General features: G+C 57.2%; 12 protein-coding genes. 5 read left to right on the top strand and 7 right to left on the bottom strand.

Translation table 11 applies throughout. From position 1 onward, the window contains the following. Positions 1-47: 47 nt before the first annotated feature. The 7 genes from ompL to yihU all read right to left on the bottom strand — a co-directional run bounded on the left by ompL (position 48) and on the right by yihU (position 8,786). Positions 48-734: a porin OmpL gene (gene ompL / locus GNG26_RS22125; RefSeq protein WP_156240100.1), complete on the bottom strand. Its 687-nt coding sequence runs from the start codon at positions 732-734 to the stop codon at positions 48-50. Between the two features lie 75 nt (positions 735-809). Continuing rightward, positions 810-2,234, bottom strand: coding sequence for an MFS transporter (locus GNG26_RS22120; RefSeq protein ID WP_156240099.1), 1,425 nt, complete (start codon positions 2,232-2,234; stop codon positions 810-812). 43 nt (positions 2,235-2,277) lie between these two features. Next, positions 2,278-3,660 (bottom strand): MFS transporter, encoded by a 1,383-nt coding sequence (locus GNG26_RS22115; RefSeq protein WP_156240098.1) that lies wholly within the window; start codon positions 3,658-3,660, stop codon positions 2,278-2,280. A 45-nt stretch (positions 3,661-3,705) separates the two neighbouring features. After that, entirely contained in the window at positions 3,706-5,730 is a 2,025-nt protein-coding gene (locus GNG26_RS22110) for an alpha-glucosidase (RefSeq protein ID WP_156240097.1), read from the bottom strand. Positions 5,731-5,746: 16 nt separating this feature from the next. Continuing rightward, positions 5,747-6,988: a sulfoquinovose isomerase gene (yihS, locus tag GNG26_RS22105; protein ID WP_156240096.1), complete on the bottom strand. Its 1,242-nt coding sequence runs from the start codon at positions 6,986-6,988 to the stop codon at positions 5,747-5,749. A 14-nt stretch (positions 6,989-7,002) separates the two neighbouring features. After that, positions 7,003-7,878, bottom strand: a complete 876-nt coding sequence (gene yihT, locus GNG26_RS22100) for a sulfofructosephosphate aldolase (protein ID WP_156240095.1) — start codon at positions 7,876-7,878, stop codon at positions 7,003-7,005. A 17-nt stretch (positions 7,879-7,895) separates the two neighbouring features. Then, complete coding sequence (gene yihU / locus GNG26_RS22095) at positions 7,896-8,786, bottom strand: sulfolactaldehyde 3-reductase (RefSeq protein WP_156240094.1); 891 nt, start codon at positions 8,784-8,786, stop codon at positions 7,896-7,898. A gap of 155 nt (positions 8,787-8,941) precedes the next feature. On the opposite strand from yihU, the gene GNG26_RS22090 reads away from it, so the two are divergent. The 5 genes from GNG26_RS22090 (at position 8,942) to dtd (ending at position 12,701) form a co-directional block, all read left to right on the top strand. Next, entirely contained in the window at positions 8,942-9,838 is an 897-nt protein-coding gene (locus tag GNG26_RS22090) for a sugar kinase (RefSeq protein ID WP_156240093.1), read from the top strand. Positions 9,839-9,872: 34 nt separating this feature from the next. Next, a complete protein-coding gene (locus GNG26_RS22085) occupies positions 9,873-10,673 on the top strand; it encodes a DeoR/GlpR family DNA-binding transcription regulator (RefSeq protein ID WP_103825285.1) in 801 nt (266 codons plus the stop codon). A gap of 119 nt (positions 10,674-10,792) precedes the next feature. Then, entirely contained in the window at positions 10,793-11,392 is a 600-nt protein-coding gene (gene yihX, locus GNG26_RS22080; RefSeq protein ID WP_103825284.1) for a glucose-1-phosphatase, read from the top strand. Next, positions 11,386-12,267 carry a virulence factor BrkB family protein gene (locus tag GNG26_RS22075; protein ID WP_114316354.1) on the top strand — a complete coding sequence of 294 codons (882 nt, stop codon included), beginning with the start codon at positions 11,386-11,388 and terminating at the stop codon, positions 12,265-12,267. Before yihX ends, GNG26_RS22075 begins: the two co-directional genes overlap by 7 nt. Beyond that, on the top strand, positions 12,264-12,701 hold the full coding sequence (gene dtd / locus GNG26_RS22070; RefSeq protein ID WP_103177564.1) for a D-aminoacyl-tRNA deacylase: 438 nt from the start codon (positions 12,264-12,266) through the stop codon (positions 12,699-12,701). The genes GNG26_RS22075 and dtd overlap by 4 nt, the downstream gene beginning before the upstream one ends. The last annotated feature ends 32 nt before the right edge of the window (positions 12,702-12,733 follow it).

The following is a 12,733-nucleotide window of genomic DNA, read 5'->3' as shown; positions in this document are numbered from 1 at the left end:
CGCCACCCGGCGGGTAAAAAGCCGCTGAGCGATCAGCGGCTTTTTTATTAGAACGCGTACCGTACGCCCAGACGGATTCGGTACTGCTCGCGGTTGTAATCATTCCATCTGTCCAGCCACTGGAGTTCGAGGTACGGCAACCAGTTTTTGTCGATCTTATAGCTGAACTTGTTCGTTATTTCCCAGTGGTGATCTTTGCCATTCTTACTGTGGTAATCATTTACCCGCTGGAAAAAGTGCGGCTCAAAGGTGTAGAAAAACGCATCCGTCACTTTAAAATTCCAGTAGTTGGCAAACTCGTGCGTGTCGTTCTTATCCATCTGCCCGTTATAGTCCGGCGTATCGTAATTGTTGTGGTTATAGCGATAGCGGAACGTCAGGTTGAACCCGTCCGTAAATTTGTAGTTGGTATCTAAATAAACAGCGCCGCCCGACCCTGCGCTGCTGTCGTTAATTAAACCGCCCGGCTGGAAGGTGAGTTTGTTGGTTGGTTTAAAGAGCGGATACCACCCCTCTATTTCGTTATAGCTATGCTTAAGCTCATCCCATCTCCCCACGTTATAAGCGTTGGTGAACATCAGCCCCGCGCCCATATCGAAGTTATAGCCAGCTCGCAGGATCACCTCATGTAGCTCGGAGGCCGTATTGTATGCTTCTCGTGTTTCGACATACGCCCCGGCAAATACCGGGCAGGAGACAGACGACACGATCAGTACAGTAATGATTCTTTTCATAACTTATCCATGTATCAGATAAAGAAAGGCCGCCCCTCCCGTGGAATGGGAAGGGATTCATGGCCAGATTTATTGTTATAAAGTGACTGCTGACGCTTTATCGTTGGTGGTTATCTCAGGGGTATTCGCTGATGGTTTTTTTCGTTTGGCAATCTCCTCAATAATAAAGGCGAAGCGCGCTTCGTTGAGTTTATAAAAGAGTCCCATCGTGATGGCGGCGATAATCGCCAGGCCGCAGGGCCAGAGAAAAATAAGCTGGCGCAGCCCCAGCAGCGTGCTTGCGCTCTGCACCGCATGGGGCACGTAACCGATCTGGGTCAGCATAATGCCAGGCAAGAAACCGGCGAGGGCCGCGGAGATTTTGCGCGAGAAGGTGTAGCCGGTATAAACCGATCCTTCGGCGCGAATGCCGGTTTTCCACTCGCCATAATCAACGGTATCCGGCACCAGGGCCCAGTTCAGACTGTTGACGAAAGCGGTGCCGAAAAAGGCCATACAGGAAAAGAGCACAAACAGCAGGGAGTTGCTCCCCCAGAAGAAGTTCAGCACGTCGCCTACCGCCCATAGCGTCAGCCCGCCCAGGTAAACCGGTTTTTTGCCGAAACGCTTAACCGCGCCGGGTACCAGAAACACGCCGACCAGAATGCAGCCCATGCTGAAAAAGCCCATCCACGACAGCAGGTGCAGATCGTTCAGTACGTACTGGGTGTAATAGACCTGAATTGCCAGCTTGATGTTAAAGGCGGCAAGGGTACAGAGGTTGGCGATACAGAGCACCAGCAGCGGCGGGTTGCGGAAAATTGCGCAGAACGATTTCAGAATGCCGGGTTTATGATGATCGGGTGTGACCTCCACATAACGCTCTTTCACGCCGCTGTAGCACCACCACATGCAGAGCAGCCCGCCGGTGACAAACACCAGAGCGGCAACCAGATAGCCGAGGGAGGGCTGGCTGACGAACAGCGCCTGAATGGGCATAAAACCGACGGTGCAGAGCAACAATCCCACCGTTGCGCCGCCCTGGCGCCACGCCGCAAGCTGCGCGCGCTCGTTCGGGTTTTTGGTGATGGCAGGCACCATCGCACCGTAGGCGCAGTTCATCAGGCTATAGCAGAGGCCGAACATCATAAAGAGCACGGTGGCGATAGCCGTTTTTACCGTCAGGCTAAAGTCGTTAGCCATAAACTGCGCCGCGGCAACCAGCGCGACCGGTACCGAAGCATAGAGAATAAAGGGCCGGAATTTTCCCCGTGCGCCGATATTTCGCCGGGAGTCCAGCAGCACGCCGGTCAGCATGTCGGTAAAGGCGGTAAAGAACTTCGCCACCAAAAAAATAATGCCGCCATAGAACGCGGGCATGCCCAGTTCGTCGGTGTAAAACTTCAGCAGATAGAGCGTGCCGATACACAGCATCAGGTTAGAGCCAAAATCGCCCATCCCGTAGGCGCACTTCTCGCGCAGGCTCAACTTCAGGGTTAACGGATCAGGAGTGTGTGTCATGGTCGATCCTCATAGCGCCCCGCAGGGCGCTCGCTCAAGTCAGTTATGCCGTACGTTTGCGCAGCTCGATCTCTTCCACGATGCGCACATACATCTTCTCGTTGAGGTTGTAGAAGCAACCCATCGCCACAATGGTGATGACCGCCAGCAGGCTGGGGTAGATAAATATCAGCTGCCGCAGCCCTTCAACGGTTCCGGCGGATTGCACCACGTTGGGCACATAGCCGATCTGCGTGAGCATGATCCCCGGGAAGAAGCCCGCCAGCGCCTGGGAAACCTTACGGAAGAAGGTAAAGCCGGTATAGACCGTTCCCTCGGAGCGCACGCCGGTGCGCCACTCGCCGTATTCCACGGTATCGGACACCAGCGCCCAGTTCAGGCTGTTCACAAACGCGGAGCCGAAGAACGCCAGGCAGGAGAACGTCACAAAGCTCACGGAGCCGCCGCCGAAGAAGTAGTTGAGCAGATCGCCCGCCACCCAAATCATCAGCCCGGTGATATAGACCTTTTTCTTGCCGAAGCGCCGCACCGCGCCGGGCATCATAAAGACGCCGATAAAAATACAGCCCATACTGAAGAAGCCCATGTACGACAGCAGGATCGGGTCGTTCAGCACGTACTGCGTGTAGTAGACCTGAATGGCGAGCTTGACGTTAAAGGCACCCAGCGTGCACAGGTTGGCGATGCAGAGAATAAACAGCGGACGGTTCCCGGCGATGGCGCGAAACGACTGCAACAGTCCCGGTTTTTGCGCCGGATTAGCAGGCTGCGTCTCGACGTAACGCTCGGTCACGCCCTTATAGCACCACCACATAAAGAACAGCCCGAACAGCGAGAAAAGGGTGGCGGCAAAGATATAGCCAAGCTGGTCATTGCCCTCAATCAGGTTCATTACCGGGACAAAGCCCACGGTACAGAGCAGCAGGCCAAGTGTGGCACCGCCCTGACGCCAGGCGGCCAGCGAGGCGCGCTCGTCCGGGTTTTTGGTAATGGCGGGCACCATCGCGCCGTAAGAGCAGTTCATCATGCTGAAGAACAGGCCGTACAGCATGAACAGCACCGTTGCCATCACCGTTTTGCCGGTGATTTCAAACGGCGTGCCGACGAAGTTGGCAATCGCCAGCAGCGTCACCGGGAAGGCGGCATACAGTACGAACGGGCGGAATTTTCCTTTCGGGCCGATCTTGCGCCGGGCGTCGAGCATGATCCCGGTCCCCATGTCGGTGAAGGCGGTAAAGAACTTGGCAATCAGGAAGATGATCCCGCCGTAGGTCCCCGGCAGGCCCAGCACATCGGTGTAGAACTTCAGCAGATAGAGCGTGCCGATATCCAGCAGGATGTTAGAGCCGAGATCGCCCATCCCGTAGGCGAGTTTTTCTTTAAACGGCAGGCGCAGGGTTGCCGGATCAGAAGTATGTTGACTCATTATTGTTCTCCGTCTGCCCGCAGGTCTCCCCGCGGGCGAGCCTTATCAGATATGACGTAAGGTGCTAAACAGATCTGCCCATTCGCTTTGCTGGCGATAGAAGACCGGCGGTTTGCCAAGCGGGGCCTCAACGGTCACATCACCGCCCTGGCAGGTTTCACCCGTCCACGCATTCACCCAGCTGTCCTGCGGCAGATAGAACGACCAGTCATGGCGTCCCTCTTCATACACGGGCGCCACCAGCAGATCGCGGCCAAACAGATACTGGTATTTCAGCGTGTAGGCGCGCGCGTCGTCCTCGTAGTGCAGGAACAGCGGACGTATCACCGGCAGGCCGCTTTTCGCATTCTGCGCGACGGCAGCTTTGATGTACGGTTTCAGGGTGGTGAAGACGGTGGTCATGCGCGCGAAGTGCGCGATGGTTTCAGCGTCGCCGTCGAACTGCCAGTTGTCACCAGGGCGGTTGCCTTCGTGGGTACGCATCATCGGCGTAAAGGCGCTGAAATCGCACCAGCGCAGCAGCAGCTCTTTGCTGCGTTTCATCTCGAACAGGGTGGTATAGCCGCCGATGTCGCTGTGATGCAGGCCGTGGCCGGTCATCGCCAGCGAGAGCGCAGCAGGCACGACGGACGCCAGACCGTCGTCCAGGCTCCAGTCGACGTTCTGATCTCCCGCCCACATCATCACCGAGTGTTTCTGGCTGCCGGTGTAACCTGCGCGCATAAAGAACAGGATCTCGCCGAGCTTGCCGGTCTCTTCCAGCGCCTCGTAGTTACATTTCGCCCACAGGGCAGGCCAGGCGTTATGCATGATCTCCGCGCTGACGCCGTTGTGCAGGAAGGTATCGGTTGGCAGATATTCCCCAAAATCGGCCATCCAGCCGCCGCAACCCAGCTCGATCAGGTTCTTTTTGATCACCTCTTTGTACCAGCCGTAGGCTTCCGGGTTGGTCAGGTCGATAACGCCCGCGTAGAACTCGCCGAACTCGACGTGGTAATCCTTGCCGTCGGCGTCTTTGGTCAGATAGCCGTGTTTTGCCGCCTCTTCACAGAGATCTTTGTCGCTGGCGACGTAGGGGTTGATATAGGAGAGGAACTGCACCCCTTCCTGTTTCCACTGCGCAATACGCTCATCAAGCTGCGGATAGAGTTCGCTGTTCCACTTCCAGTTCCACATCACGCGTTTGCCAAAGGAGGTCATGCGGATGCCGGACCAGTCCTGCGCCCAGATGCCGTTCACCTTCACGCCGCCTTCGCGCATGAGGTCGAGCTTCTGCTGGCATACGTCGGTGCCGCCCTGAATACCCAGCGACACCCCGTCGTAAACCCAGTCCGGCAGCTCCGGCTGACGCCCCAGCAGGCCGGTGAGTTTTTCCAGCAGATCGACATAGGTTTCTGCACATTCGAAGCGCAGCGTGGCGTTATCTTCCCAGAACGCCAGCTCGTGGAAGTCCGGCGCACTGAAGTCGAAGTTCATGTAGCAGCTGTTATTCACGTGGCAGTAGTACTTCTGGGTGCTCACAAAGGTGGGTTGCGGGAAGAAGGTCCAGTAGTAATCCCCGCCCGCGTTCTCTTTGCAGTCGGCCTGCCAGGTCACGTAAGTCTGCTTATTGCGGCCCACCCCCTGTTCGCTGGTCCACAGCGGGAACGGCTTACCGCGCAGGTCGAAGTAGGAGAACTGCTCCCCGCAGCCGTAGATATGATCTTCAGGCTGTGCCGCCAGCCGCAGCCAGATGCGGTTATGGCGGGTGGCATCGTTTTTGAGCTTTAACGTCAGGCGGCCTTCCGTATCAAGATCTACCAGCAGCGTGGCGCTTACCGCATCGCCACGGGTGAAGCGGATCGCCCAGCCCGCCTTTTGCTGCGTGACGGTCGCGTCGGTCAGGGCAATCTTTTCGTTGAGCTTATCCTGAATGCTGAAATTGCCGCGGAACATCTCAATATCGGCAACGCCTGCGCCGATCCACAGGCAGGGGGCCTCGGGCGAATGGGATAAAATCAGGCGATCCTGCCAGTGCAGGGTGAAACCGCGATCGTGAGTTTTCAAATCAATATTGTGTAGGGTACGCATAAGATCTCCGTTTTTATTATTTGGCCTGGCTATCCAGTAAGCCGGCGGCAACGGCTGGGGCTAACCCTGGCGCCAGTGGTAAGCGCGGGATCACCAGGCAGTGCAGCAGATGGTAAATATCCTGCTTGCCGTCCCAGACCTTAGTGGTCACTTCGTTATTGGCATCCAGCTCCTGCCACCAGGAGCCGTTCTCGTAATCCATCAGGTATTTGATGCAGTAATCCCACCATTTCTGATACCAGGCTTCGTACTGCGCCTCGCCGGTCACGGTATAGAGGGCATAGGCCGTGCCCATCGCCTCGACGATCGGCCAGCGCACGCGTTCGCGCACGATAGGCTTACCGTCCCAGCCGACGGAGTAGACGAAGCCGTCGGCCCCGTCCGGCGCCCAGGCATCGCGGATGGTGGCGTGGAACAGTCCTTTTGCGTCTTCCAGCAGCCACGCTGGCGGGGTTTCAAAGCGGGCTTCCAGCGCGGCGCGCAGATGCAGCATCAGACGGCCCCACTCAATCCAGTGTCCCGGCGTACCGCCGTAGGCGCGGAAACGGTGGGCGGGATTATCGATGTTGTAGTCGCGGATCGGGTTCCAGTTGGTGTCGAAATGCTCGTTAACGCGGTACTCACCCTTGCGCGCCACGTCGTGAATAATCACCGAGGCGATGCGCAGGGCGCGGTCGAGCCATTTGCGATCGTGGGTGACGTCATAGACGATCAGGAAGGCTTCCACGGCGTGCATGTTGGCGTTGCCGCCACGGTAATCTTCCGTTTTGCTGAAGGCTTCGTCCCAGGATTCCAGGCACATCTGTTCCTGTTCGCTCCAGAAGTAGCGCTCAATTACCTCAATGGCGTCGTCCAGCAGCTTGCGCGCCTGCGGGTGTCCGGTGGTAACGGCACTCGCTGCGCCGAGCAGCACGAAGAAGTGCTGATAGCCCTGCTTGGAGGCATCCATCACCCCTTCATCGTTAACGCAGGCGTACCAGCCGCCGTGCTGTTTGTCGCGCAGCGGACCGTTCAGGGCATTGATGCCGTGCTCAACCAGGGCGTATGCACCCGGGCGTCCCATGTTGGCCGCCACCGCGTAGACGTGCAGCATACGGGCGGTGATCCACAGATGGGTGCCCATATCGCTACGAACCTGGCCGTTATTGCCCAGCCAGCCAAAGCCGGTGGGAACGGCGGCGTTTTTGCCGAAGTCGAGAATGCGGTCGGTCTCTTGTTCGAGCCAGCGGTTATGGCTCAGGGTGTTAAACCATTTCATATTCGGATCCTCTCTTAACGGCGGGCCATCATTTCGTCGACGATCTCGCCCAGACGCTGTAGTTTCGGTACAGAAATATCGCGGAGCATCAGCTCGGTGTCCGGCAGGCCAATTACCGATGACCAGACGGCGCGACCGGCTAAAAAGCCCGATGCCCCCGCCTGCATCGCCACGCTTACGGCACGCGGGAAGAGCTTGTCGTCCACGCCGGAGGAGAGGATCACCCAGGGCATGTTGATCTGTTCGTTGAGCTTCTGCGAGGCCGCCAGCAGCGCCTGCTGCGTGCCTTTGCCAAACAGCGGCATCTCCACTTTGTAGAGATCGGCACCGCTGTCTCCCAGCTCTTTGGCCGCGTCGATAATCGCCTGCTCGCGGTTAAACGCGTCACCGCGGCGCGGCGGACGCACTACCGGCTCGATAATGCTCAACAGACCGTTGTCGTGACACAGCGTGTTGAACGCCTTCACCATCTCCAGACGCTGCTGCGGATCTTCATCGCTGCGCCACAGCACCAGCAGCTTCAGCGCCTTGCCGCCATCGCGTTTGACTGCCTGCGCGTCGACGTTCTTGTCGATCACCACGCTGTCGACAGGAATACCGTTCCCCGGAATAAACTCGTCAGCGGCCATAATCATCGCGCAGCTTTTCGCAACCGCCTGCTGCTCCACGATCTGGCGATAGCAGAACTGCTGGTCGACGAGGATCGCAGAGGCGTATGGCGACAGAATTTTCGCGGCATTGACCTTAAAATCCGTGAGGTGCTGGTCAGTTACCGGCACCGGCGCGCCTGACGCGGCAAACATCAGGCGCATCGCTTCGCGCTGATCGACGGCCAGCATGGCAAAACCGCCGGAAGGTCGGGTGATATCTTTCAGGGTGTACATCGTCATTCCTCAGTCCTTTCGTATCAGTGTGATTTTTTCAGCCCGGCGGATGCGCGAACCTGTTCGAGAATGGCTGTCCAGTCTTCGCGCCCGCGTCCGGCGGCGCGTGCCTGGTTGTAAACTTCGCGGGAAGCCGCGCCCAGCGGCATCGGGACGTGGAGCTGGTTGGCCACGTCCAGGGCGATCCCCAGATCTTTATGTGCTAGGTCGATCATAAAGGCGGGAGAAAGATCCCCTTTCAGCACCTTGTTCGGCCAGGAGGTGGTGAAATGGCCTTTGCCCGCAGGGGTGCCGCTCATCACCTTCAGCGCCACGTCAAAGGAGAGGCCGAGGGCTTCGCACAGCACGGCCGCCTCGGCGGAGAGGGCGTTCAGGGCGATACTCATGTAGTTATTGATGAGCTTCACGCGGATGCCCATGCCCGGCCCGCCGGCGTTAATCAGCTCATTGCCCATCGCCATTAAGACGGGGGTGGCGCGCTCAACCTGCTGCGCCGTACCGCCTGCCAGCAGGAGCAGCATGCCGGCGATGGCATGGTCTGACGTGCGCCCGACGGGCACATCCATCAGGCTGAAGCCGCGCTCGGCCATGTCGCGGATCAGCGCGTCGGTTTGCAGGGGATGAATGGTGGACATATCGATCACCAGCGCGTCGCGGGATAATCCTTCGCACACGCCATGCTCGCCGAACAGTACGCTGCGCACCAGGTCACCGTTGGGCAGCATGGTGATAACGAATTCGGCGTCCGTTGCAGCCTGCGCGGGCGTAGTCGCTGCCTGGGCACCGCTTGCAACCAGCGCCTGAACCGCCTGTGGGTTCACATCAAAGACCTGAAGCTGGTGGCCTTGCTTCAACAGATTCTTCGCCATTGGCGCGCCCATCTGCCCTAAACCGATAAATGCGATTGCTGACATGCCTCTCTCCTGTCATATCGTGTCAATTTCTGCGCGTTTATGTTGTCTGTTTTTGATCGTATTTGTAATTTATAGTCAAAAAATAGACATGGGTCACTTTTTAAACATTTGGTGAAATTAAAATGAGCGCAACAGAAAACGCAGAAGGAATCACCATGACTCGCATCGTTTGTGTCGGCATCACCGTGCTGGATCGCATCTGGTATCTCGATGATTTACCGAAGGAAGGTGGGAAATATGTCGCAAAAAATTATACGGAAGTGGGCGGCGGCCCGGCAGCAACCGCGGCGGTGGCGGCGGCAAAACTGGGCGCGGAAGTGGATTTTATTGGCCGGGTGGGGGACGATGATACCGGGACAAGATTGCTCACGGAGCTGGAATCCCTGGGGGTGAATACCCGCTATACGCGCGTCGTGAAAGGTGCCCGCTCGTCCCAGTCCGCCGTGCTGGTGGATGCAGGCGGGGAACGCGTTATTGCCAACTATCCCAGCCCGGATCTCCCTGCCGCGGCAGACTGGCTGCATGAAATCGACTTCTCTCAGTGGGATGTCGTATTAGCAGACGTGCGCTGGCATGAGGGGGCCAGAGAGGCGTTTACCCTTGCCCGCCAGCAGGGCGTGCCGACCCTGCTTGATGCGGATGTCACCCCGCAGGATATCGCGGAGCTGATTACCTTAAGCGATCACGCAGCCTTCTCTGCGCCGGGACTGCGGCGTTTAACGCAGCGGGATGAAGTCGAAGAGGCGCTGAAAAAAGCACAAACGCTCACAAATGGACATGTGTATGTCACCCAGGGGCGAGACGGTTGCTTCTGGCTGGAGAATGGCGCGCTATGTCATCAGCCTGGCTTTGAGGTAGAGGTGGTTGATACCACCGGGGCGGGGGATGTTTTCCACGGTGCGCTGGCGGTAAGCCTGGGGCAAAAGCAATCTCCGTCGGAAGCGGTACGCTTCGCCAGCGCTGTTGCGGCACTGAAATGCACGAAGCCTGGCGGGCGGGCTGGTATACCCGACTGTGATCAAACCCGCTCTTTTTTGTCACTTTTTGTATAAAATGCGGGGCGTGATGGTTTTCAGAGGACAGCCCATGAGCCTTACCGAACTGACCGGCAACCCGCGTCACGATCAGCTGCTAACGCTGATTGCCGACCGTGGCTATATGAACATTGATGAACTGGCGCAACTGCTGGATGTCTCCACGCAAACGGTGCGCCGGGATATTCGCAAGCTGAGTCAGCAGGGGTTGATCACGCGTCATCATGGCGGTGCGGGCAGGGCATCCAGCGTAGTTAACACCGCCTTCGAGCAGCGCGAAGTCTCCATGACCGAAGAGAAGCGGGCGATAGCCGAAGCCATTGCCGACTACATTCCCGATGGCTCGACCATTTTTATTACCATTGGCACGACGGTAGAGCACGTTGCCCGGGCGCTGCTCAACCATAATCATCTGCGCATCATCACCAACAGCCTGCGGGTGGCGCACATTCTTTATAAGAACCCGCGCTTTGAGGTGATGGTCCCCGGCGGCACGCTGCGCCCGCACAATGGAGGCATTATCGGGCCTGCCGCCACGGCGTTCGTCTCTGGCTTTCGTGCAGATTATCTGGTGACCAGCGTCGGCGCGATCGAGCAAGACGGCGCGATGATGGAGTTCGATGTTAATGAAGCCAGCGTGGTGAAAACCATGATGGCCCACGCCCGGCACATCTTACTGGCGGCCGATCATACGAAATATCACGCCTCTGCTGCGGTTGAAATTGGTAACGTCGCGCAGACGACGGCGCTCTTTACCGACGAGCTACCCGGCTCCGCGCTGCAAACGCACCTTAAATCAAGCAAAGTTGAAGTCATTGAAGTCAATTCAAACGACGAACAGCAGGCGGGTTAACCCTCTCCCGGTCCGACGGTGATCGTCGGGCCGTTCCTTTCTGTAAGCTGAAGCTGGCGCATAGCCAAACATCTCCTTTCCCGCTACAGTTACTTTTCACGGCAAACAAGGAGAGATAAATGCTCTATATCTTTGATTTAGGAAACGTAATTGTCGATATCGACTTCAATCGCGTGCTGGGCGCCTGGAGTAATTTCAGTCGCGTGCCGCTGGCGACGCTTAAACAAAGTTTTACGATGGGCGAGGCTTTTCATCAGCATGAGCGCGGCGAGATTTCGGATGAGGTTTTTGCCGAAAAGCTCTGCCATGAGATGGCCCTCCCCCTCAGTTACGAGCAATTTTCCCATGGATGGCAGGCGGTCTTTGTCGGTATCCGCCCTGAAGTGATTGCCATCATGCACAAACTGCGCGAGCAGGGGCATCGGGTGGTGGTGCTTTCCAACACCAATCGTCTGCACACCACCTTCTGGCCGGAAGAGTATCCCGAAGTGAAAGCGGCTGCGGACAAGATCTATCTTTCTCAGGAGATGGGAATGCGTAAGCCGGAGGCGCGCATCTATCAGGCCGTTCTGCAGGCGGAAGGATTCTCTGCCGCCGATGCCGTCTTTTTTGACGATAACGTCGATAATATAGAGGGAGCTAACCAGGCAGGTATCACGTCAATTCTGGTGACCGGAAAAGAGACGATCCCCGACTACTTTGCGAAGCAGTTATGCTAAAAAACGTTCATCAAAAAGCCAGCCACCATACCAGGCCGCTGCGTGCGTGGCTAAAACTCCTCTGGCACCGCATCGATGAGGACAACATGACCACGCTGGCAGGCAACCTTGCCTACGTGTCGTTGCTCTCTCTGGTGCCGCTGGTGGCGGTCATCTTTGCGCTTTTCGCCGCCTTTCCGATGTTTTCGGATGTCAGCCTGCAGCTGCGGCATTTTGTCTTTGCTAACTTTATGCCGGCAACCGGGGATGTCATCCAGAACTACATTGAGCAGTTTGTTGCTAACTCCAGCAAGATGACGGCGGTCGGGGCGGTGGGCCTTATTGTCACCGCGCTGTTGCTGATGTATGCCATTGATAGTGCCCTGAATACTATCTGGCGCAGTACCCGCGCACGGCCTAAAGTTTACTCGTTTGCGGTCTACTGGATGATCCTGACCCTGGGGCCATTGCTGGCTGGGGCCAGTCTGGCGATCAGTTCCTATCTGCTCTCTTTGCGTTGGGCCAGCGATCTCAACAGCGTGATTGACGATGTGCTGCGGATCTTTCCGCTGTTCCTCTCATGGCTCGCTTTCTGGCTGCTATACAGTATTGTGCCGACGACGCGCGTGCCTAACCGGGATGCGATGGTGGGCGCGCTGGTTGCCGCTCTGCTGTTTGAACTGGGCAAGAAAGGATTCGCGCTTTACATCACCATGTTCCCCTCCTATCAACTGATTTATGGCGTGCTGGCGGTGATCCCCATTTTGTTTCTCTGGGTTTACTGGACGTGGTGTATCGTCTTGCTTGGCGCAGAAATTACTGTCACTCTCGGGGTATACCGCGAGCTAAAAAAAGCAGCAGAAGCCGAAAAACAACGAGAAGCAGACCAACCATGATTGCATTGATTCAGCGCGTAACCCGTGCCAGCGTCACCGTGGAGGGGGAAGTGACGGGTGAAATTGGTCCGGGACTTTTAGTCCTGTTAGGTGTCGAAAGGGATGACGACGAGCAAAAAGCCAACCGCTTATGCGAGCGCGTGTTGGGTTACCGCATCTTCAGCGATGCGGATGGCAAGATGAACCTTAACGTCCAGCAGGCGGGTGGCAGCGTGCTGGTGGTGTCACAGTTTACGCTGGCAGCTGATACTGAGCGCGGCATGCGCCCCAGCTTTTCTAAAGGGGCGGCGCCGGATCGGGCAGAAGCGCTCTATGAATACTTTGTTGAGCGTTGCCGCCAGCAAGAGATGCATACACAGACCGGACGATTCGCTGCGGATATGCAGGTTTCGCTGGTAAATGATGGCCCTGTCACTTTCTGGCTCCAGATATGAGTGAGCTGACGGTATGGCCGCGGGTAACCAGA

It is taken from the genome of Leclercia sp. J807 (assembly GCF_009734465.1).
In the GTDB taxonomy this organism is placed as follows: Bacteria; Pseudomonadota; Gammaproteobacteria; order Enterobacterales; family Enterobacteriaceae; genus Enterobacter.
This window is presented reverse-complemented; position numbering and strand designations above follow the sequence as displayed.

What these genes read in the sequence shown, in the direction of transcription:
- ompL (WP_156240100.1), bottom strand. Translation starts at nt 734, where the DNA reads ATGAAAAGAATCATTACTGTACTGATCGTGTCGTCTGTCTCCTGCCCG.
- GNG26_RS22120 (WP_156240099.1), bottom strand. Translation starts at nt 2,234, where the DNA reads ATGACACACACTCCTGATCCGTTAACCCTGAAGTTGAGCCTGCGCGAG.
- GNG26_RS22115 (WP_156240098.1), bottom strand. Translation starts at nt 3,660, where the DNA reads ATGAGTCAACATACTTCTGATCCGGCAACCCTGCGCCTGCCGTTTAAA.
- GNG26_RS22110 (WP_156240097.1), bottom strand. Translation starts at nt 5,730, where the DNA reads ATGCGTACCCTACACAATATTGATTTGAAAACTCACGATCGCGGTTTC.
- yihS (WP_156240096.1), bottom strand. Translation starts at nt 6,988, where the DNA reads ATGAAATGGTTTAACACCCTGAGCCATAACCGCTGGCTCGAACAAGAG.
- yihT (WP_156240095.1), bottom strand. Translation starts at nt 7,878, where the DNA reads ATGACGATGTACACCCTGAAAGATATCACCCGACCTTCCGGCGGTTTT.
- yihU (WP_156240094.1), bottom strand. Translation starts at nt 8,786, where the DNA reads ATGTCAGCAATCGCATTTATCGGTTTAGGGCAGATGGGCGCGCCAATG.
- GNG26_RS22090 (WP_156240093.1), top strand. Translation starts at nt 8,942, where the DNA reads ATGACTCGCATCGTTTGTGTCGGCATCACCGTGCTGGATCGCATCTGG.
- GNG26_RS22085 (WP_103825285.1), top strand. Translation starts at nt 9,873, where the DNA reads ATGAGCCTTACCGAACTGACCGGCAACCCGCGTCACGATCAGCTGCTA.
- yihX (WP_103825284.1), top strand. Translation starts at nt 10,793, where the DNA reads ATGCTCTATATCTTTGATTTAGGAAACGTAATTGTCGATATCGACTTC.
- GNG26_RS22075 (WP_114316354.1), top strand. Translation starts at nt 11,386, where the DNA reads ATGCTAAAAAACGTTCATCAAAAAGCCAGCCACCATACCAGGCCGCTG.
- dtd (WP_103177564.1), top strand. Translation starts at nt 12,264, where the DNA reads ATGATTGCATTGATTCAGCGCGTAACCCGTGCCAGCGTCACCGTGGAG.